Raw genomic sequence first — 21,796 nt, 5'->3', positions numbered from 1 at the left:
TTGAGAAAATCAGGCCTGCAAATTAGAAGCGCCGCTGCTCTTAATGAGGCAAGCGGCGCTTTATGTTGGCTGGTTTTGGGGTGATTAAACCTTTGAAGGCCCGCGCGTGAACGTCCTTCTGAGTTGTTTTCTGCTCTGTCTAGAGCGCTGGGCGTTCTGCTTTAATTGGTCATGCGGACGGGGACCAGCAATTCGCCATTTTCCCCTTGTTCGAACGCCTGAAGAACCTGAGAGTGCCTGATCGGCTCTCCGGATGTATCGGCTACGAGGTTCTGTTCGGAAACATAGGCGATATATTCGGAATCCGTATTTTCAGCGAACAGATGATAGAAAGGCTGGTTCCTATCAGGGCGCTTGTCTTCAGGAATCGAGAGATACCATTCCTCAGTGTTATTGAAGACGGGATCAACATCAAAAACCACGCCACGGAATGGGTAGATGCGATGCTTGACAACCTGGCCGAGAGAGAACTTTGCACTCCGGGCAGTCGAGAGAGGCAATTTATCCATGTCATGACCTAAAGCGTCATGGTGCATTGCTGTCAAGGGGGCGCCGCGCAGACGTTTCGTTTCGGGGAAGTGTCTCATGACTCAAGCCTCCTATGCATATTTCTCTGCGCACAAATAAAGTGTCTCATAGCCAGGATAAATTGTTAAGCAAAATGCTACGTTCCTACTGGACAGCGAACGCAGAAAGAACATATACTGATCTTCATGGAACAAAAAGGAGATCGAAAGATGTACAAGGCAGTTGTTACGGATGTCGTCGAACTTGCATCACTGACGCTCTTCATTGCTCTGGTAGGAGTAATCGCGCTCGCTGGTGGTTCAGTGTGAGTCGCTGCAAATTCTTTAGGACGGTGTCAAAACAGGTGCCGTCCGTGATAATGCCTTCTCCTGAGCAGGCATGATTGATTCGAGTGAGGGATAAGATGACCAGTCTGATTGAAGAGGTCGGCTTTGTTCACCTTCACGTTCACTCTTCATACTCACTGCTTGAGGGCGCGCTTACGATCAGCACGTTAGCCAAGCTCGCGCTGGCAGACAAAATGCCAGCCCTGGCGCTGACCGATACCAACAATCTTTTTGGCGGCCTTGAATTTTCAGAAAAGCTATCGCAAGCCGGTATCCAGCCTATCACCGGTTTGCAATTATCAGTGGCGTTCGAGGCGCCTGAGCCAAATGCACGTGCGGTGCAGCGTTTGTTCCCGCATCTGGTGCTTCTGGCGGCAAGTGAGGAAGGGTATTCCAACCTGATGGCGCTAACCAGCGCCGCATTTCTTGGCAACGAACCGGGGCAGGGCGCTCATGGGGCGCATGTCACCATTGAAACCCTCGCTGCACATGCAAGTGGCATCATCGCCTTGACGGGCGGTCCGGGAGGGGCACTCAATAGCGCGATTGTCGTTGGTCGTCCTGAGCTTGCGACATCGCGTTTTTCACAGCTACGAGAGCTGTTTGGTGATCGTCTTTATGTTGAGCTTCAACGGCACGATACACCTGAAGAGGCTTTGACCGAGCCTGAGCTGCTGCGCCTTGCGTATGAACACAGCGTGCCGCTTGTTGCAACGAACGAACCATACTTCGCCAAAGAAGATGATTACGAAGCCCATGATGCACTGCTAGCCATTGCGGATGGACGGCTTGTATCAGACGATCAGCGCCGCCGTATGACATCCACGCGCACATTTAAAACGCGCGCGGAAATGGTTAAGCTGTTTGCCGACGTGCCTGAGGCGGTGCATTCCACGGTAGAGATTGCATTACGGTGTTCTTTCCGCGTGAAGACACGTAAACCTATTCTGCCGCGCTTTACCAAGGCAGATGGCGGGCTGACCTCATCACCTGCAATTGTTGAGGGAGAGACAGAACGGGATTACGAAGCAGAAGAGTTGCGTGCGCAGTCGATAGAGGGGCTTGAGCAACGCCTTGCAGCCCATGGTCCTGCGCCGGGTTTGAGTGTTGAGGATTATCGAAAGAGACTCGACTTCGAGCTTTCTGTGATCGAGCGCATGAAGTTTCCTGGCTACTTTCTGATCGTTGCCGACTTTATCAAATGGGCCAAGCAACATCAAATTCCTGTCGGGCCAGGCCGAGGCTCGGGTGCGGGATCGCTCGTTGCGTATTCGCTCACGATTACCGACCTTGATCCGCTGCGCTTCGGGTTGCTTTTTGAGCGTTTTCTAAATCCTGACCGCGTGTCGATGCCCGACTTTGATATCGATTTCTGTCAGGATCGGCGAGAAGAGGTTATTGGCTACGTCCAGCAGCGCTATGGTGAGGAGAGGGTCGCGCAGATCATCACCTTCGGAACCTTGCAGGCGCGTGGTGTTATGCGAGATGTGGGGCGTGTGCTGGAGATGCCCTACGGGCAGGTTGACAAGCTGACGAAGCTTGTCCCGCAAAATCCGGCTAATCCTGTCACACTCGCTCGCGCAATCGAGGATGAGCCCAAGCTGAAGGCCGCTGGCGAAGAAGAGCCGGTTGTCGGGCGCATGTTGGCGATTGCGAAAAAGCTTGAAGGACTGCATCGCCATGCGTCAACCCACGCGGCAGGTGTGGTAATTGGTGATCGGCCGCTTGAGCAACTGGTGCCGTTGTATCGCGATCCGCGCTCAAACATGCGGGTTACCCAATTCAACATGAAGTGGGTGGAACAGGCGGGGCTCGTCAAGTTCGACTTTCTTGGCTTGAAAACGCTTACCGTTCTCAAGACGGCTGTCGATCACATCCATAAGCGCCAGCCGGATTTCGTGCTGGATCGCATTCCGCTTGATGATGCGCAATCGTTTGCGCAGATGGGGCGAGGTGAGACTGTTGGCGTGTTCCAGGTTGAAAGTGCGGGCATGCGCAAAGCGCTTGTTGACATGCACCCTGACCGTCTGGAGGATCTGATTGCGCTCGTCGCACTCTATCGCCCTGGTCCAATGGCGAATATTCCAGTTTATTGCGATCGCAAAAACGGTCGAGGTGAGCCGGAGAATACCTGGTATCTGCATGAGGCTCTCGCCCCGATCCTGCGTGAGACTTTCGGCATCATCATCTATCAGGAACAGGTGATGCAGGTGGCGCAAACTTTGTCCGGCTATTCGCTGGGTGAAGCAGATCTCTTGCGCCGCGCTATGGGTAAGAAAATCAAAGCGGAGATGGATGCGCAGCGCGCACGCTTCGTGGATGGCGCGACCAAAAACGGCCTTACACAGCAGCTTGCAGATGATATTTTTGATCTTCTAGCCAAGTTTGCCGACTACGGTTTTAACAAGAGCCACGCTGCCGCCTATGCTTTGATTGCTTATCAAACGGGGTATCTGAAGGCAAACTTCCCGGTTGAGTTCATGGCGGCGTCAATGACGCTTGATATGGACAATACCGACAAGCTGGCTGAATTTAGACGTGAAGCACAAAGGCTTGGTATCAAGGTAGAACCGCCTTCGGTGCAGCGTTCCGGTGTGCGCTTTGACGTGGTTTATGACGCCGATGGTACTGGAATTATTCGCTACGCACTGGCTGCAATCAAAGGTGTAGGCGAGCACGCGGTAGCGTCCATCGTTGAGGCGCAGGCAAATGGGCCGTTTAAGGATCTGGGCGATTTTGCACGGCGCATCAATCCGCGTCTTGTGAATAGACGAACACTTGAAGCGCTTATTGCATCGGGTGCTCTCGATGAGATTGAAGCTGATCGCGCCAAAGCTTTTGCGGCCATCGATGCCATCATGGCGTTGGCTAATCAAACAGCTCAGTCAGCAGCAAATGGCCAGACAGATATCTTTGGCATGTCCATGGCCCCTGAACCGTTGCGCGCGCCGGAATATGAACCTTGGTTGTCCTCAGAACGCTTGCAGCGTGAGTATGATGCTGTTGGCTTCTTCCTGTCTGGGCATCCGCTTGATGAATATGGGCCATTGCTCGATAAGTTGCGGGTGCAGAGGTGGGCAGATTTTGCGCGTGGTGTGAAACGGGGGGAGAGCATGGGGCAGCTTGCTGCAACCGTGCTTGACCGTACAGAGCGGCGCACACGCAATGGCACCAAGATGGGCATCATCAACTTTTCCGATCAGAGCGGCCACTTCGAGGCTATTCTGTTTTCTGAAGGGCTTATGCAGTACCGCGAGTTGCTGGAGCCTGGGCAGGCGGTGATGCTGGTGGTGCAGGCATCAAGCGATGGTGATGAGGTGCGTGCCCGCATTCAGCGCGTGGAGCCGCTTGACCAGGCTGTTGCGCGCCATCAGAAGGGCATGCGCATTGTTTTGAACGACACGCGTTCAATTGATATGATCGCCCGCCAACTGAGTTTACATGGTGAAGGCACGGTCTCAATGGTTGTGGATATCGAGGGGCGGCAAGAGGTTGAGCTTGAGTTGCCAGGGCGCTATTCGACAAGCCCACAAATCGCTGGCGCTTTGCGCAACCTGCCGGGAGTTGTCGAAGTAGAGTTGCGTTAGGGCGGATTGCCTTAAATGCTGGAAAATTGCGGTTTCTGACTTGCCATTTTGCAATATCGATAATATAACGCGCGCCATTCCACACGCGGGACGGGCTGTATAGCTTCCGGTGGCCGAGTCGTTCGGCCAGAGTCCCGCGGAGGCTTTAACCGGAGATAGGTTTTAAAATGGCACTTCCTGAATTTTCTATGCGCGAGCTCCTCGAAGCAGGTGCACACTTTGGTCACCAGTCACACCGCTGGAACCCAAAGATGGAGCCCTACATTTTCGGTACGCGCAGCAACATCCACATCATCGATCTCGCTCAGACCGTTCCTGCTCTGCACCGCGCGCTGCAGGCAGTTTCCGATACGGTTGCTGCTGGTGGTCGCGTGCTCTTCGTTGGCACGAAGCGTCAGGCTGCTGATTCGGTTGCTGATGCAGCACGTCGTTCAGCACAGTACTTCGTGAACTCACGTTGGCTCGGTGGCATGCTGACGAACTGGAAGACGATTTCCGGTTCGATCCAGCGTTTGCGTAAGGTTGACGAAATCATCGCTGGCGGCGCTGTTGGTCTGACCAAGAAAGAGCGTCTGATGCTCGCACGTGAGCGCGAGAAGCTTGAACGCGCACTTGGTGGTATTAAGGACATGGGCAGCACGCCTGACCTGCTGTTCGTGATCGACACCAACAAAGAGCAGCTTGCTATCAAGGAAGCTCAGCGTCTTGGTATTCCTGTTGCGGCAATTGTCGATACCAACAGCGATCCAGATGGTATCACGTTCCCGATTCCAGCAAACGACGATGCTGGCCGCGCAATCAAGCTGTACTGCGATCTGATCGCGCGTGCTGCTATTGACGGTATTTCGCGTGGCCATGGCGAACTGGGCGTTGATGTTGGTGCATCTGACGAGCCTTTCGCTGAAGATCTGTCCAATGTTGGCGCTTCTGAAGGTGCTTTCGAGCGTCTTGTTGCACCACGTGGTGCGCCAGATGAGCTGTCGGCGTTGACAGGTGTTGGTCCAGAGCTTGAGAAGAAGCTTAACGATGCTGGCGTGTTCCACTTCTGGCAGCTTGCTGCTTTGACGAACACCGATGTTGCAAAGCTTGATGGCGAGCTCAAGCTCAGCGGTCGTATTGAGCGTGATGGCTGGATCGATCAGGCGCGCGCGCGCCTCTGATTTGAGCAGACCTGAGCAACCGTTCCGGTTCCCAATAGGAATCGGCTAACAAAAACGTTGATTGGTTGGCCCGGTGCTTCTTAGAGGTGCCGGGCCGGCTATATACGTGATATGAGGATAATCATGGCGAACATCACCGCTGCTCTCGTGAAAGAGCTCCGTGAAAAATCCGGCGCCGGCATGCTGGACTGCAAGAACGCGCTGACTGAGACAGGTGGCGACGTTGAAGCTGCGATCGACTGGCTGCGTATGAAGGGCCTTGCCCGCGCTGCAAAGAAGTCGGGCCGTGTTGCAGCTGAGGGCCTTGTTGCTCTCGCGCTCGCTGGCAATAAAGGTGTTGCAGTCGAAGTCAATGCTGAGACCGACTTCGTTGCCCGTAATGACCAGTTCCAGGCTCTGGCACGCACTATTGCTCAGGTCGCTCTTGGCGCAGGCAGTGATGTGGAAGCGATCAAGGCTGCTGCTTATCCGCAGGGTGGTACGGTTGCTGATGCTATCGCCAGCGCGATTGCAACGATTGGCGAGAACATGACGCTGCGTCGTGCAGAGCTTCTCTCTGTTAATGATGGCGTTGTTGCATCGTACGTGCACAACGCTACTGCCGATGGCCTTGGCCGTATCGGTGTGCTGGTTGCTCTTGAGTCAACCGGCAACAAGGATGAGCTTACTGCTCTTGCACGTCAGATTGCTATGCACGTTGCTGCGGCCAACCCTATTGCGCTTGATGCAGCTGGTGTTCCTGCTGAGACGATTGCACGTGAAAAGGCTATCCTGCTGGAGAAGAATGCTGGAAAGCCAGAGCACGTACTTGAGAAGATCGCAGAGAACGGTCTCAAGAGCTACCTCAAGGAAGTAACGCTGGTTGATCAGCTTTTCATTCACGATTCGTCCAAGTCTGTAGCGCAGGCGGTTAAGGAAGCTGAGGGCAAGGTGGGAGCGCCCATTAAGCTTGTTGGCTTTATCCGTTATGGCCTCGGTGACGGTATCGAAAAGGAAGAGACCGACTTCGCTAGTGAAGTAGCGGCCGCAGCTGGTGCGGCCTGATTGTTCCAAAAGGCGGCGCTAAGCGCCGCCTTTTTTTTGAGGCCTGCTTAATTCGTTTTCCGATTCCTGATTGACACATCAGATTTTCAAGATCTCGGCGAATGATAATGCAGCAGGTCTAATGACCTTTACATAAAAGGAGAAGCGGGATGCGATTTAAACGGGTGCTGGTTAAATTGTCAGGTGAGGCTCTTGCGGGCCCCGGCGGCTCTGGGCTGCACGGTGAGACACTGACAGCCATTGCATCCGATATTGCAGCCGCTGCGAATGCGGGCCATGAGATTGCGGTTGTTGTTGGGGGCGGCAACTTTTTTCGCGGTGTACAGGGGCTCAACAAAGGGCTTGATCGTCCTACTGCCGATTCAATTGGCATGCTTGGTACGGTCATGAATGCGCTGGCGCTGGAGCATGCAATTGAAACGGCAGGCGTTACTGCACGAGCTATGTCAGCTGTACCAATGCCATCATTATGTGAGAGCTATGCGCGCAAGCGCGCGCTTGATCATATGGCCCACGGTAAGGTTGTGGTTATAGGTGGTGGTACGAGCAACCCGTATTTCACTACTGATACCGGTGCTGCGCTGCGCGCTGCAGAGCTTGGTTGCCATGCGTTGCTCAAAGGCACAAACGTGGATGGTGTGTATACAGCTGATCCCAAAACAAATCCCGATGCGGCTCGTTATGAACGTCTAACCCACGATGAAGCCATTGGCCGCAATTTAAAGGTGATGGATACCACAGCGTTTGCACTTGCGCGCGAGGCAGGATTGACGGTAGTTGTGTTTTCCGTTTTGGATGTTGGCGCTATTGGTGCTGTGCTTTCGGGCAGGGGGCGTTCAACGCTTGTAACGCCTTAAAGCGCACTTTAATTAGAATTTGCTAACGCTCTTAGTGGCACATCTTTGTTCAGACTAGCCGGCTTTATGCGATCTGGTGAGTCAGACATTTTGATTTAAAGCATTCTTCTTACGTGTCGCAGTATGGCGATGCATCGGAAATGCTTTGGCGAGCTGGAATATGGCAGGTCAATGCTGCCATGGTCTAGTTGCGATCGCCGATATGACAATGACAAGAAAAGGGCATTGATAATGGCTGGAAGCTTTGATCTCGACGATATCAAGCGGCGTATGCAGGGAGCTGTGCAGGCTCTGCGGAACGATCTCTCGAGCCTTCGCACGGGGCGTGCTTCGCCAAGCATTCTTGATCCCATTCAGGTAGATGCTTACGGTACAATGACGCCTATCAGCCAGCTTGCGACGGTTAGCGTGCCTGAGCCACGGTTGCTGAGCGTTCAGGTTTGGGATCGCGGTGTTGCGGCAGCTGTTGAGAAGGCTATCCGTGAATCTGATCTTGGTCTGAATCCGCAGACCGAAGGGCAGGTGATCCGCTTGCGTATTCCTGAAATGAATGAGCAGCGCCGTAAGGAAATGGTCAAGGTGGCCAATAAATATGCTGAAGAGGCACGCATTGCCGCTCGCCATGTGCGCCGGGATGGCCTTGATACGCTTAAGAAGCTTGAGAAGGATGGGATGAGCGAAGATGAGTCCGCACGTCACGCCGATCAGGTGCAGAAGGTAACCGATCAGACAATCGCAGAGATCGATCAAACCGTAGCAACAAAAGAAAAAGAGATTTTGCACGTATAATTGAATGCAAACAGCTCAGACCAGGGCGCAAACGGAGAGTGATCGAGTGACTACAATACCCCGTATGGGGACAGCTGGAAATGCAATGGGCCTGGCATCGGCGGGCAATATGTTGCCTACTGATTGTGCGGGCAGCAAGGCTGAGATTGCTACTCCTCTGGTTATTGCGCCGCCACGGCATGTTGCCATCATAATGGATGGCAATGGCCGCTGGGCACGGGCGCGCGGACTTCCTCGCATCAAGGGGCATCATAGTGGTGTTGAGGCCGTGCGCCGCACGGTCAAAGCCTCTATCGAACTTGGCATCGGCTATCTGACGATCTACAGCTTTTCGTCTGAAAACTGGCGCAGGCCAGCTGCCGAAGTTGCTGAGTTGATGGGCCTGCTCAAGCTGTTTATTCGCCGCGACCTCGCGGACCTGATCCGTAATAACGTACGGGTTCGTATTATTGGCGACCGGGTAGGGCTTTCAGCTGATATTTGCAATTTACTTGACGAAGCGCAGACAAAGTCAGCCGGTAATAGCGGGCTGACTTTGACGGTTGCATTTAACTATGGTGGCCGGCAGGAAATGGTGCGTGCGGCGCAGGCATTGGCGCGGAAGGTTGCGTCAGGAGAAATTGCTCCCGACGATATTACTGAAGACCTGATTGATGCCCACCTTGATACTGTTGATATCCCTGATCCCGATTTGTTGATACGCACGTCTGGCGAGCAGCGTTTATCGAATTTTCTCTTATGGCAGTCAGCCTACGCGGAACTCGTTTTTCTGCCGATTTTCTGGCCGGACTTTGATCGAAGCGCGCTTGAGGCGGCGATTAATGCATTTCATCTACGTGAACGCCGTTTTGGCAGCCTTGAATCAGGCGGCGCAAATGTTGCAACATAAGCTGTGCGTAATGGGTGGTAAATGACGGGTACTCGTATGTCAGGCGCAGAGACGTCTGGGCCGCGCGATCCCGCAGGTCGCCCTGATGCCAGTAAAAAGGTTTCTGATTTACCAAAACGGCTAATGTCAGCTCTTGTTTTGGGGGCCTTGGCTATCCTTGTAACGTGGTGCGGCGGTTTATCGTTTGCACTGCTGTGGGCCTTGGCGGGAGCGGGATTTGCATTTGAGTGGTTTGGCTTGATTGCTCCTCGGAATGCATTTGGTAAGCTATCTGACGACATAAACGCTACAGAAAAACAGCCTGCAGCGCTTGGTGTTTTGCGCCTGATGATTGCAGTGGGCATTGGCGCGCTGTCGGTTCTTATTGAACTGGAAGTCTCCTCGCTTGCTATATTTGGAACAGCGATCGCAACTTTGGTCGTATGTGCTGTGTGGGCTTTTATTGTCCGCAAGCATTCGTCCAATATAAACGATAATCAATGGCAGAAAACCTTTGGCAAGTTGATCATTGCGTGGATCTTGGCCGGTTTAGTGTTGAGTGGCACTGTTGGAGTTGTGCCTGTATATGCGCGGGCCATGCCCGAGATTGGCGCGGTGCTTATCGCGTGGATGTTTGCTGTAGTATGGACAACTGATATCGCAGCCTATTTTTCCGGGCGCGCAATTGGTGGGCCAAAATTATGGCCGCAGGTGAGCCCGAATAAGACATGGTCTGGGGCCATTGGTGGCACTTTAGCGGGCACGCTGATGGGGGGGCTTGTCGCCATGCTCGCCGCTGGTGCCGGTCTTATTATTCCGTGGAGCGTGGTTATTGTACTTATGGCATCGCTGTTGGCCTCGATTGCCGGACAGGCAGGCGATTTGGCGGAATCGGCTTTAAAACGTCGCGCCGGGGTGAAGGATTCTGGTAGCCTTATTCCTGGTCATGGCGGGGTTATGGATCGGCTTGATGGTTTTGTGATTGTTAGTCTGCTGGTTGGTATAGGTTTTGCCTTAGGTGTCTAACGGGCTCTGAGTAGAGATTAAGAGCGCTATAGCATCAAACTAAAAACTGACACCGCCTTTCGAAAGCTTTGATAAACAAATAAAAAGATGAGCATTTTGACTACCTCTCTATCGAGAGTCGTTCGATTGTCTTATGAATGGGACTTGTTTTAAGTTCTATGCTAGGTGAAACACCATCAAGAGGTGCCAAGCCCGTTTGTGTATAGCGTAGCGGCCGGCTGAGGGTTAGTGATGAAGACACGCATCGTTTTGCTGGGCGCAACGGGATCAGTTGGCAGCTCTGCTGTTGACGTCATTATGCGCCATCCAGAGCGTTTTCAGGTTGAGGCGGTCGTTGGTGGATCTAATGTCAGGCAGCTTGCAGCGGTTGCACAGCAGGTTGGTGCGCGCTTTGCCGCAGTAGCGGATTCTAACAAGGGTGATGCGTTAAAAACCGCCTTGGCGGATGCTGGCCTTACTATCGAGAGTGGCGCGGGTGATGCTGCCGTGAATGCAGCTGTCGATGTTGATTGCGATCTTGTTGTAGCAGCCATTGCAGGTACAGCCGGTCTGCGCCCCACTTACCGTGCAATTCGTCCTGGTCGGCGCATAGCGCTTGCAAACAAGGAAACATTAGTGTGCGCAGGCGCTGCATTTATGCGGGATGCACATGCAGCAGGTGTTGAAATACTGCCTCTTGATTCCGAACATAATGCGTTGCTGCAAGCAATGGGCGGAGCGCATGCGGATGATGTTGAGGAAATGACACTGACGGCGTCTGGCGGTCCATTTTTGAATTGGACAAAGGATGCTATTGCGGCAGCAACTCCTGAGCAAGCACTCAAACATCCCAACTATGCGATGGGCGCAAAAATCAGCATCGATTCAGCTTCGATGATGAATAAGGGCCTTGAGATTATTGAAGCGCATTATCTTTTCGGCATAGAGCACACGCGTTTGCAGGTGCTGGTGCATCCGCAGCAATTGGTGCACGGTCTGGTAAGCTTTCGCGATGGATCGGTGACTGCGGGCATGGCAGCGCCCGATATGCGAATTCCGGTTGCTCATTGTCTTAGCCTTGGTCTTGGCGATAGCCTCGATTCTGGATCGGGAGAGCGGCTAAAAACAACGCTGCCACGCCTTGATCTCGCTGCGGTCGGAAGGATGGAATTTTTTAAGCCCGATATGGAGCGCTTCCCAGCCCTTGCGCTTGCGTTTGGAGCGCTGTCAGCAGGCGGCGGATTACCGACGGTGCTTAATGCGGCTAACGAAGTTGCAGTAGAGGCTTTTCTGGCCCGACGGATTGGCTTTGGTCAGATAGCCATGGTTGTTGAAGAAACGTGCAGCGCCTTTGCAGGAAAGGTGAATAGATCACCTGAAAGCATTGATACAGCACTTGAAATTGATATGTTAGCGCGCCAGTGGGCAAGTAACCAGCTGACGCATCGTTTTGCTGCTGCTTAATCATGAAAGAAGTCAGGCGATTATGGCATTGGTCATGCGCTGACGGATGATGGAAAGAGGCGTAATGGATTCGCTTGCGGGAATGGTCGGAAATTTAGGCAGCGCGGTGACATCTCTTGCAGGGACGATGCTGGCGTTTTTATTTGTTCTGACGCTTGTCGTGTTTGTGCATGAGTATGGCCATTTTATCGTCGCGCGCTGGTGCGGGGTAAAAGTCCGCATATTCTCTGTCGGCTTTGGTCAAGAGCTGTTTGGCTGGTTTGACCGGAAGGGTACGCGTTGGCGGGTTTCTGCGATTCCGCTAGGCGGATATGTCAAGTTTGAAGGCGATGCCAATGCTGCCAGTGTTCCTGATTATCAGGCTGTCAAAATGATGACGGCTGAGGAGCGCGAGGGCAGCATTTTCCATAAAACCGTAGGGCAGCGAGCGGCGATTGTTGCGGCTGGGCCTTTTGCCAATTTCCTGATGGCAATCATTGTATTTGCCGCGATGGCTTATTTTAATGGCAGGCAAATTCTCCTGCCACGTATTGAAGTGGTGCAAACGCAGAGTGCAGCAGAACGCGCGGGCCTTAAGGCGGGCGATTTAGTGTTGTCAATTGATGGCACTTCTATCGACAGCTTCACGGACATGCAGCGTATCGTCAGCATGAATGCAGGCGAAAACCTCATGGTTGTGGTTGATCGGGGGGGCAGCAAAATAACACTGACAGCGATTCCTGATCAGCGTGTTGTAACCTCACCCCTGGGTACACAGCGTATCGGCGTTCTCGGTATACAGGCTGCGAATGATCCCTCAGCGTGGCGCACCGAGCATTACACCTTACCGGGAGCGTTAAGGGCTGGCGTTGGTGAAACATGGCAGGTCGTGACGCAGACTTACCATTATCTCGGCCGCGTTATTACGGGGAAAGAATCTGCAGAGCAGCTGTCGGGCCCCATACGAATCGCTGAAGTTTCGGGCAAGGTTGCACGCATGGGCGGGCTTGGCGGATTATTGAGTTTGGCCGCACTGCTTTCAGTATCTATCGGATTGATTAACCTCGTTCCCATTCCGATGCTAGATGGTGGCCATTTGTTGTTCTATGCTATCGAAGCAGTGCGTGGTAAACCGCTTAGCGAAGGAGCTCAGGAGTTCGCTTTTCGCATCGGTTTAGCATTCGTAGCAATATTGATGCTGTTCGTGACATGGAATGATTTGTCATATTTTGGAGGCATGCTGGGGAGCGGTGACTGATTTATCTCGCGCTTCTTGGGTTCTCTTGAGGTGCCGTTGGCGCAAAAAGAGTGACCGGAAGGCAACGGCTGACCGAGAAATGACATGCCGGGGGCAACCGGCGTTTGCATGAGCGGGCAATATCTGTAGAAGCATGTAGTCGTAGGACTTCCACGCTGGTCGTTAGCCAGCTTGAAAAAGTTAAGTGAAGGGCGGCATCTGATGACGCGGAAAATGACCAATAGCCGGTACGCAGCGCTAACGGGGGTCTCGACCTGCCTGCTGGTGCTGATGATGACCGTCGGGCCAGCTAGCCAGGCGCTTGCGCAGGCTGGCGCCACGCCGGGCCAGTCTCGTGCTGCGCAAGGCGAACGGATCAACCGCGTAGCGTTTGAAGGCAATAAAAAGATCAACAAAGATGCCCTTGGCGGGATTGTTGCTACGCGGGCCAACAATACCTACAATCAGGCAACGATTAACGCGGACGTAGAGCGCATTCGTGATGCTTATCAGCGTTCCGGTCGTTCTTTGGCTTCGGTTACGCCGCGTACTGTACCCCTGCCTAACGGAACCGTTGACGTAGTGTTCACCATCAACGAAGGTGACAAGACCCCCGTCAAGGAAATCAATTTCGTCGGCAATAACGTTTATTCGTCCTATAAGCTGCGTAACCTCATGTCGACGACGGAAGCGAATCTTCTATCGTGGCTGAAGTCGTCAGACGTATATGATCCGACACGCATCGCGGCGGATGAGGATACGATTCGCCGTTATTACTTGCGCAATGGTTATGCTGATTTCCAGCTGGTATCGACTGATGTTGTGTTTGATGAGCAACGCGGCGGTTATATCGTCACTATTACTATCTCGGAGGGGCAACGGTATCGCATCAGTGATGTGAATGTTGATTCGCGCCTTCCCAATGCTCCTGCTGCGCAGCTGGAGCCATTGGTGCGCACGCGCGCCGGTGATGTTTATGACGTTGAAGCAGTTGAGAAGTCGCTGGAACGCATCACCACGGAAATCAGCAGCGAAGGTAATCCTTTCGTGCAAGTGCGCCCTACGGGGATCCGTAATGCGGAAGCCGGCACAGTCTCGCTGCAATATGTCGTCGATGAAGGTCCGCATGTTTATATCGAGCGCATCAATGTGCGCGGCAATAGCCGTACGCGCGATTATGTCGTTCGTCGTGAGTTCGATATCGGTGAAGGCGATGCCTACAACAAGGTACTGATGGATCGCGCTGAGCGCCGCCTGAATAACCTTGGCTACTTCAAGACCGTTCGTATCACTAGCGAGCCAGGCTCAACGCCTGACCGCGTTGTGGTCAACGTGGATGTTGAAGATCAGTCCACGGGTCAATTCTCCGTATCGGGTGGTTATTCCACATCGGATGGCTTTATCGGTGAGGTCGCTGTTTCGGAGTCGAACTTCCTTGGTCGCGGACAGTTCGTGCGCCTGGCCGGCTCCTGGGGGCAGTATTCGCAAGGTGTGGATTTCTCATTCACGGAGCCATACTTCCTCGGTCAACGGATGGCTTTCGGCTTCGACTTGTTCTCGAAATATACCGATAATAGCCGTTATTCACGTTATGAAGATCGCGTGACGGGTGGTCAGCTACGTCTTGGCTTGCCCATCGACGAAGCGACGACTCTGACACTGCGTTATTCGCTTTACCAGTCCCGCATCAAGGTACCGAACGACTGGCGTAATCCATACAGCGATTGCTCTTTCCCGATTCCGGGATATACAGCGCTGAATCCTGATGGTAGTGCGCTTTATCCAAACTGCACCTGGGATGGTGAGGCTTCACTCGCTATCAAGGAAGCAGCTGGTACCACTGTTACCTCGCTGGTTGGCGCGACGTTGACGTATAATACGCTCGACAATACCCGTAACCCGACTTCTGGTCTTTATGCAGAAGTGAAGCCTGATGTTGCAGGCCTTGGTGGTGACTCACGCTTTATCCGTGCGTCGGCTGATGCGCGGTACTACTACGAGCTGTTTGACGAAGTTGTTGGCTTCGCGCGCCTTCAGGGTGGTCATATCCGTTCTATGGGTAATAAGGATCTACGTATCGTAGATAACTACTTCCTTGGGCCATCACTGGTGCGTGGTTTTGCACCATCAGGTCTCGGTCCGCGCGATATGTCTGGCGATTATCAGAACAACGCATTGGGTGGCACCACCTATTTCGGCGGTACGCTTGAAGTTCAGTTCCCGATCTTTGGCTTGCCGCGTGAAATTGGTCTGAAGGGTGCAGTGTTTGCTGATGCCGGTACGCTGTTTGGTTATGAAGGCCAGAGAGACTTTGCTACCAGCCTCGGCGTGCCCACCAACTGCCCTGGCTTTGCAAACTATGCGCCAAATCGTCAGCCGACCTGTGTTAATGTGCGCGATGATAAGAAGATCCGTTCGTCAGTTGGTGTGAGTCTGTTATGGGCTTCACCGCTTGGCCCGCTGCGGTTCGACTATGCCTTCGTTCTCTCGAAGGTTCATGGAGATCAGACGCAAGCCTTCCGTTTCTCTGGCGGAACCAGCTTCTAAGGCATTCGTTCACAGCGAAAAGATTGTGTAATCTAGAGTGGAATTTTAATCAGATTGGTTGAATCTTCGCTCTAACAAACTGAAATGAAACATCTATTTCTATGAAGTTGATGTTGTTTCATTTTACAGAGCTCTAACGGGGGCGGCCTTGCGCCGTCCCTGTTTTTTTGCGACATGGGCAATCATGAGTGATCCAGTCTTTTTTCCCGGCGGTGGTCCGGTCACGCTTGACGAAATAGCAGCGCTTGCAGGTATCGCTTTACCAGCAGGTGTTGATGGTGCACGTATGTTTGCATCTGTTGCAACTTTGGAAAGTGCTGGTCCAGGTGACCTTGCTTATATGGACAACCCCCGTTACAGCGAAGCGCTGGCAGTCACAAAGGCGGGGGCCTGTCTTGTTTCCCCTCGCTTCGCAGCGAAGGTGAGTGAAGGCACGATAGCGCTTGTGACCGCGCAACCTTACCGCGTATTTGCGCAGATTTTATCGCGACTTTATCCAACAGCGATGCGGCCGCAGCCATTATTCTCTGCTTCAGGGGTATCTCCTGGTGCAGTTGTGCATCCTGATGCACGACTGGAGAGTGGTGTCGCGGTTGATCCAGGTGCCGTCATTGGTCCTGGCGTCGAGATTGGAAGTGGTACGTTGATTGGTGCAAATGCGGTGATTGGCACAGGCGTTCGCATCGGACGGGACTGTCGCATTGGTGCGGGCGTTTCCTTATCTCATTCTCTGCTGGGCAACCGGGTAATTATTCATCCTGGCGCAAGTATTGGTCAGGATGGGTTTGGCTTTGCGATGAGTGGTGCAGGGCACTTAAAGGTGCCGCAGATCGGTCGCGTGATAATACAGGATGATGTCGAGGTGGGCGCCAATACCACGATTGATCGCGGGGCTAGCCGTGACACCATCGTGGGTGAAGGTACTAAAATCGATAATCTGGTGCAGATTGGTCATAACGTGATGATCGGCCGTCATTGCGTGATCGTCTCTCATGTCGGCATTTCTGGCAGCACAACGCTGGGTGATTTCGTTGTGTTAGGCGGGCAAGCTGGCGTAGTTGGTCATGTCACGATTGGCAGTGGCGTTCAGGTTGCGGCCGGCAGCGGTGTCACGATGGATCTGCCGCCGGGCACAAAATGGGGCGGCGCGCCTGCAAAACCGCTTAAAGCCTGGATGCGTGAAATCGCCTGGCTTAAACGTATGGTGGCTAACCGCCATGCTGATCGGCAAGATGCAGATAATATAGAGATAAAACAGCCATAATTGGTTGGTTTCGCTTTTGATTAAATGGCTATCCGCCTGCACCTGAGGGGGCGGATCAAGGGAGCATATTTTACATGACGGAAGAGACGTCGAACCTGAACACGGCTGATATTTTGCAGATTCTGAGCTATTTGCCGCACCGCTATCCCTTTCTCCTGATCGATCGGATCATTGAGATGAATGGCGATGAGAGCTGCATCGGCGTCAAAAACGTTACTTATAACGAGCCGCAGTTTCAGGGGCACTTTCCGACGCGCCCGCTGTTTCCTGGCGTTTACATGATCGAAGGTATGGCGCAAACTGCGGGTGCGCTATGTGTGGCTTCCAAGCTGTCTGAAAAGGCGCGGCCAAAGGAAGTTTATTTTATGACCATCGATAAGGTGAAGTTTCGCAAGCCTGTCGAACCTGGTGATGTGATTCATTATCACATGAAGAAGCTCGCGAACCGCCGTAATATGTGGTGGTATCGTGGTGAGGCTAGAGTGAATGGCGCTCTGGTGTGCGAAGCGGAACTTTCCGCCATGCTCGTGGTCGAGTGAACGGGATAACCAAAATGACCAAGGCGGAAATGGCTAACATCCATCCAAGCGCGGTGGTGGACAGCGGCGCACGGATCGGCAACAACGTGCGCATCGGCCCCTATTGCATTATCGGTGCTGATGTCGATATTGGCGATGACTGCGAGCTTGTCAGCCATGTCGTGGTTGCTGGTCGTACACAGATAGGTGCGCGTACACGTCTGTTTCCGTTTGCCTCTGTTGGCCATCAACCGCAGGATCTGAAATATCACGGTGAGCGATCAACACTGGTAATCGGCACTGATTGTCTCATCCGCGAGGGAGTAACCATTAACCCGGGCACCGAAGGTGGCGGCATGAAAACGGTGATCGGGGATCACTGCGCCTTTCTTGCCAACTCTCATGTCGGTCATGATTGTCATGTCGGTAGCCATGTTATTCTGTCGAACAATGTGATGCTTGCAGGACATGTGACTGTGGGGGATCATGTGATTATCGGTGGTGGCGCAGCGGTTATCCAGTTCTCGCGGGTCGGATCGCATGCATTTGTAGGCGGCCTTTCCGGGCTTGAAAGCGACCTCATTCCTTATGGCACGGCGCTTGGCAATCGTGCATATCTGGGCGGCCTGAATATTGTTGGTTTGCAGCGGCGTGGTTTCAGGCGGGAAGAAATCCATGAGTTGCGGCGTGCTTATCGCATGCTATTTGCCAATGAAGGCACGCTACTTGAACGCGTGGAGGACGTGGCGGCTGCATTTCCTGAGGCGCGTTTGGTTACGGAAGTGCTGACCTTCATTCGTGAAGCCGGCAAGCGGTCAATCTGTGTGCCGAGGGATGGACGCGAGACCTGATCGTGGCAGATGCACAACGGCCTATCGCGATTCTGGCGGGCGGGGGAGCATTGCCCGGCGCGTTAATCGACGCTCTTACGCGACGCAATGTTGCCTTACGTGTATTGGCATTTCGCGGTTTTGCTGATGGTGCCTTGCGCCGTCGCGCTGATGCAAGTGTTGATCTGCTTGATGTGAAACGCACGCTTGCGCACCTTGCCAGTTGGCAGCCTGAGCGTGTTGTCATGGCCGGGCCTGTAAACCGCCCTCAGCCATCTGCGGTTTTGAGTGCGCTTGCTGCATATCGCAATCGGCGCGAATTAGCAGCGTTAATGGCATCGGGGGATGATGGCTTGCTTGGCGGCGTTGTGCGCCTGCTGGAGGAAAACGGGCATCAGGTCTGCGGTGTTGATGCGCTTGCGCCGGAGCTTTTAGGCAGAGAAGGCGTGCAAACAAATTGCTCGCCCGACGAGCACAGCTTGCGCTCCATCGCAATCGGAATGGACTTGCTGCGTACCGTTTCGCGTTTTGATGCTGGCCAGGCAGTTGTGATCGGCGGTCAGCGCGTGATTGCACTCGAAGGGCCTGAAGGCACTGATGCGATGCTCAAGCGCGTACGTTTTATGCGTTTTACACGGCGTTGGAAGAAGGAAAATCGCGGCGTCGTTGTGAAGACAACCAAGGAAGGGCAGGACTTCCGTGTTGATCTTCCGGCAATTGGCCCGGGTACGGTGGTTAATGCCGCCAGGGCTGGCCTTGATGGGGTAGCCTATGGAGCCGGGCGCACGCTTGTAATCAATGAAGCGGATATGCTGAAAGAAGCCAATCGCCGTGGGCTGTTTGTAATCGGCTTAAGCGCCAATGAGGTGGATACGCGTGACAGCGGACGTTGAACAGAAGTCGGCAAAGCCGTTGCAGGTGTATCTGGTTGCAGGCGAGGAATCTGGTGATCAGCTTGGGGCAGGGCTTATGCGTGCGCTGCGGGCGCAGGCAGGCAACGTGAGCTTTTCGGGGGTTGGTGGTCATGCAATGGAGCGGGAAGGGCTGTCTAGCTTATTTCCGCTAAGCGATATTGCAGTGATGGGTCTTGTTGCGGTGATGGCGCGCTTGCGTACCATTGTAAAAAGAGGCCACGCTACGGTTGATGATGTGGTTGCAACCAAGCCTGATGTACTCGTGGTGATCGATAGCCCGGATTTCACGCATGCTGTGGCAAAACGCGTTCGCAAACGCTTGCCAGATTTGCCAATCGTGAATTACGTCAGCCCAAGTGTGTGGGCTTGGCGACCAGGTCGGGCGCGGAAAATGCGCGCTTATATCGACCATCTTCTGGCTTTACTACCTTTTGAGCCTGCGGCGCACCAACGGTTGGGTGGGCCGCCATGCACTTATGTCGGCCATCCTCTCATAGAAAAATTTGATGTTTTACGTCCTGCGGTGGGCGAGCGTGCCCTTTTGGAAGATGCTGACCCATTAACGGTGCTGGTGCTTCCAGGCAGCCGTCGCTCTGAGGTAACACGTTTGTTACCTGTGTATGGCGAAACATTAGCGCAGTTGGCAGCAAAGTTGGATCGGCCTTTCCGGTTGGTATTGCCGGCTGTAAACCATGTTGCTCCGCTGATCCGCGAAGCTGTTGCGCATTGGCCAGTTAAGCCGGAGATTGTCGAGGGGGAGGCTGCAAAATACGCGGCATTCCGCCAGGCGCATGTGGCGCTTGTTGCCTCTGGCACAGCCACGTTGGAGCTGGCACTAGCAGGCGTCCCCATGGTGGTGGCTTATAAGGTATCTTGGCTTGAGTCACAGGTACGGCATTTTTTGACAATCACGACAGTAACTTACGCTAATCTAATTCTTGGAGAGCATCCCATTCCCGAGCGCCTGCAATGGGATTGCACGCCCGATAAATTGACAGATGCTCTCTTGCCCTTGCTCAGCAATACACCAGAGCGGGAACGCCAGATTGAGGCCTTTAAAAGGCTTGATAAGGTGATGGCAATTGGTGATGAAACGCCAAGTAGCAGAGGGGCCGCAGTTGTTCTTCGTCAAACCCGGCGATAGGCCGCAGTCTTGCGACGAATCAATGCGAAGGGCTACGTATATCTGTCTACCCTGCACATAGTCTGATTGACACTTTTGGCGTACAAAGTGATGGTCTGCGCGCATGCCGTTTTTAATAACTGGCATGGACAAGTGAAATATGAGATAGTTAAGTGTTGGCTTACTAACCGTTTTTTCACAACGCTTAGGGAGAACGCCAGATGCGCGCTGAGGCCATTCTCGCAACACGCGATCTGACGATCGAATTCAAGGGTTTTAAGGCCGTTGATGGTGTTGATTTGAATATCGAACAGGGCACAATCCACGCCCTGATCGGCCCAAATGGGGCAGGTAAGACAACTTGCTTCAATCTGCTGACAAAGTTTCTCACACCCAGCAAAGGCACAATCACCTATAAAGGGCGCGATATCACGGCATTAAAGCCAGCGGATATTGCACGATTGGGCATGGTGCGGTCGTTTCAGATATCAGCGGTTTTTGCCCAGTTCACGGCTCTTGAGAATGTGCGCATTGCGTTGCAACGTCGTCGTGGCGACTCGTTTGATTTCTGGCGATCAGAGCGTTTGCTGAGCGCTTATAATCGTGAAGCACATGAGCTGCTGGAAGCTGTCGGCATATCCGATTACGCTGCGACACGCGCAGGTGAGTTACCATACGGGCGTAAACGCGCACTGGAGATTGCGACGACGCTTGCTCTTGATCCAGCGATGCTGCTGCTTGACGAACCGCTTGCTGGCATGGGGCATGAGGACGTGGACCGAATGGCCGAACTCATTCGGCAGGTCTCGGCAAATCGAACCATTTTAATGGTGGAGCACAATCTCTCCGTAGTGTCGTCCCTGTCAGATCGGATCACCGTATTAGCACGCGGCAAGGTATTGGCCGAGGGCAACTACGCCACCGTTTCGAAGGACGAGCGGGTAATCGAAGCCTATATGGGAGGGATGCATGCCTGAGGCAGCTTTACGCATTGTCGAAAAGCCCGCGACAGCACCGCTTCTGGCCGTTCGGAATTTGCAAGCGTGGTACGGTGAATCCCATGTTCTCCATGGTATCGATTTCGATGTTGCGCCGGGCGAGGTGGTAACTTTGCTGGGACGTAATGGTGCGGGAAAAACCACAACTTTACGCTCCATTATCGGTATTCTGCGCAAGCGTACTGGATCAATCACGTTTGAAGGACAAGAAACCATCCGTATGCCATCGCGCCATATCGCGAGACTAGGCATTGGTTATGTACCAGAGGAACGGGGTATCTTCTCCAGCCTTTCTGTCGCGGAAAATCTCGTTCTGCCGCCACAAATTAAAAAAGGCGGCATGACCAATGAGCAGATTTTCACGCTTTTTCCGAACCTTAAGGAGCGCCTGTCGAGCCAGGGTACCAAGCTATCAGGTGGCGAGCAGCAGATGCTTGCAATTGGGCGCATTCTCCGCACCGGGGCCAATCTGCTTCTGCTTGATGAGCCGACAGAAGGGCTGGCGCCCGTCATCGTGGAGCAGATTGGGCGCACTATTGCGCGGCTTAAACAAGAAGGCTTTACGATTGTACTTGTGGAGCAGAATTTCCGCTTTGCTGCAACAGTTGCTGATCGGCATTACGTGGTTGATCAGGGCCGCGTGATCGATATGATCCACAATGATGAACTCGACGCTAACATGGATAAGTTGCACGCCTATCTTGGCGTTTGACCAGTCAGCATTTGAGCGACATTGCAATCAACCCTTTCTTGTCTTT

At 53.4% G+C, this 21,796-nt stretch carries 18 protein-coding genes; 17 read left to right on the top strand and 1 reads right to left on the bottom strand.

Annotation, left to right across the window (positions count from 1 at the left end):
- Positions 1 to 161: 161 nt before the first annotated feature.
- Complete coding sequence (gene hspQ / locus VRZ32_RS03485) at positions 162 to 509, bottom strand: heat shock protein HspQ (protein ID WP_414525026.1); 348 nt, start codon at positions 507 to 509, stop codon at positions 162 to 164.
- 422 nt (positions 510 to 931) lie between these two features.
- On the opposite strand from hspQ, the gene dnaE reads away from it, so the two are divergent.
- The 17 genes from dnaE (at position 932) to VRZ32_RS03400 (ending at position 21,750) form a co-directional block, all read left to right on the top strand.
- Positions 932 to 4,441, top strand: coding sequence for a DNA polymerase III subunit alpha (dnaE, locus tag VRZ32_RS03480; RefSeq protein WP_414524219.1), 3,510 nt, complete (start codon positions 932 to 934; stop codon positions 4,439 to 4,441).
- A 167-nt stretch (positions 4,442 to 4,608) separates the two neighbouring features.
- Entirely contained in the window at positions 4,609 to 5,601 is a 993-nt protein-coding gene (locus VRZ32_RS03475) for a 30S ribosomal protein S2 (RefSeq protein ID WP_414524217.1), read from the top strand.
- Positions 5,602 to 5,724: 123 nt separating this feature from the next.
- Positions 5,725 to 6,645 carry a translation elongation factor Ts gene (gene tsf / locus VRZ32_RS03470; RefSeq protein WP_414524215.1) on the top strand — a complete coding sequence of 307 codons (921 nt, stop codon included), beginning with the start codon at positions 5,725 to 5,727 and terminating at the stop codon, positions 6,643 to 6,645.
- A 149-nt stretch (positions 6,646 to 6,794) separates the two neighbouring features.
- Positions 6,795 to 7,502, top strand: a complete 708-nt coding sequence (gene pyrH / locus VRZ32_RS03465; RefSeq protein ID WP_414524213.1) for a UMP kinase — start codon at positions 6,795 to 6,797, stop codon at positions 7,500 to 7,502.
- 231 nt (positions 7,503 to 7,733) lie between these two features.
- Positions 7,734 to 8,291, top strand: a complete 558-nt coding sequence (frr, locus tag VRZ32_RS03460) for a ribosome recycling factor (protein ID WP_414524211.1) — start codon at positions 7,734 to 7,736, stop codon at positions 8,289 to 8,291.
- Positions 8,292 to 8,400: 109 nt separating this feature from the next.
- The gene (locus VRZ32_RS03455) at positions 8,401 to 9,180 is read left to right on the top strand and encodes an isoprenyl transferase (RefSeq protein ID WP_414525025.1); all 780 of its coding nucleotides are present in this window, start codon (positions 8,401 to 8,403) and stop codon (positions 9,178 to 9,180) included.
- A 21-nt stretch (positions 9,181 to 9,201) separates the two neighbouring features.
- On the top strand, positions 9,202 to 10,185 hold the full coding sequence (locus tag VRZ32_RS03450; RefSeq protein WP_414524209.1) for a phosphatidate cytidylyltransferase: 984 nt from the start codon (positions 9,202 to 9,204) through the stop codon (positions 10,183 to 10,185).
- 231 nt (positions 10,186 to 10,416) lie between these two features.
- A complete protein-coding gene (gene dxr, locus VRZ32_RS03445; RefSeq protein WP_414524207.1) occupies positions 10,417 to 11,628 on the top strand; it encodes a 1-deoxy-D-xylulose-5-phosphate reductoisomerase in 1,212 nt (403 codons plus the stop codon).
- 64 nt (positions 11,629 to 11,692) lie between these two features.
- The gene (rseP, locus tag VRZ32_RS03440; RefSeq protein ID WP_414524205.1) at positions 11,693 to 12,865 is read left to right on the top strand and encodes an RIP metalloprotease RseP; all 1,173 of its coding nucleotides are present in this window, start codon (positions 11,693 to 11,695) and stop codon (positions 12,863 to 12,865) included.
- 201 nt (positions 12,866 to 13,066) lie between these two features.
- On the top strand, positions 13,067 to 15,391 hold the full coding sequence (bamA, locus tag VRZ32_RS03435; protein WP_414524203.1) for an outer membrane protein assembly factor BamA: 2,325 nt from the start codon (positions 13,067 to 13,069) through the stop codon (positions 15,389 to 15,391).
- A gap of 184 nt (positions 15,392 to 15,575) precedes the next feature.
- Positions 15,576 to 16,655, top strand: coding sequence for a UDP-3-O-(3-hydroxymyristoyl)glucosamine N-acyltransferase (gene lpxD / locus VRZ32_RS03430; protein WP_414524201.1), 1,080 nt, complete (start codon positions 15,576 to 15,578; stop codon positions 16,653 to 16,655).
- 74 nt (positions 16,656 to 16,729) lie between these two features.
- Positions 16,730 to 17,194 (top strand): 3-hydroxyacyl-ACP dehydratase FabZ, encoded by a 465-nt coding sequence (gene fabZ, locus VRZ32_RS03425; protein ID WP_414524199.1) that lies wholly within the window; start codon positions 16,730 to 16,732, stop codon positions 17,192 to 17,194.
- A gap of 29 nt (positions 17,195 to 17,223) precedes the next feature.
- On the top strand, positions 17,224 to 18,024 hold the full coding sequence (lpxA, locus tag VRZ32_RS03420) for an acyl-ACP--UDP-N-acetylglucosamine O-acyltransferase (protein WP_414525024.1): 801 nt from the start codon (positions 17,224 to 17,226) through the stop codon (positions 18,022 to 18,024).
- A 2-nt stretch (positions 18,025 to 18,026) separates the two neighbouring features.
- A complete protein-coding gene (locus VRZ32_RS03415) occupies positions 18,027 to 18,896 on the top strand; it encodes an LpxI family protein (protein WP_414524197.1) in 870 nt (289 codons plus the stop codon).
- Positions 18,880 to 20,061, top strand: coding sequence for a lipid-A-disaccharide synthase (lpxB, locus tag VRZ32_RS03410; RefSeq protein ID WP_414524195.1), 1,182 nt, complete (start codon positions 18,880 to 18,882; stop codon positions 20,059 to 20,061). The genes VRZ32_RS03415 and lpxB overlap by 17 nt, the downstream gene beginning before the upstream one ends.
- A gap of 200 nt (positions 20,062 to 20,261) precedes the next feature.
- The gene (locus VRZ32_RS03405) at positions 20,262 to 21,017 is read left to right on the top strand and encodes an ABC transporter ATP-binding protein (RefSeq protein WP_414524193.1); all 756 of its coding nucleotides are present in this window, start codon (positions 20,262 to 20,264) and stop codon (positions 21,015 to 21,017) included.
- Positions 21,010 to 21,750, top strand: coding sequence for an ABC transporter ATP-binding protein (locus tag VRZ32_RS03400; RefSeq protein ID WP_414524191.1), 741 nt, complete (start codon positions 21,010 to 21,012; stop codon positions 21,748 to 21,750). Before VRZ32_RS03405 ends, VRZ32_RS03400 begins: the two co-directional genes overlap by 8 nt.
- Positions 21,751 to 21,796 lie beyond the last annotated feature (46 nt).

It is taken from the genome of Pseudochelatococcus sp. G4_1912 (assembly GCF_047501465.1).
GTDB lineage: Bacteria > Pseudomonadota > Alphaproteobacteria > Rhizobiales > Beijerinckiaceae > Pseudochelatococcus.
The sequence above is the reverse complement of the archived record's forward strand: the minus strand, read 5'-3'. Positions and strand labels throughout refer to the sequence as shown.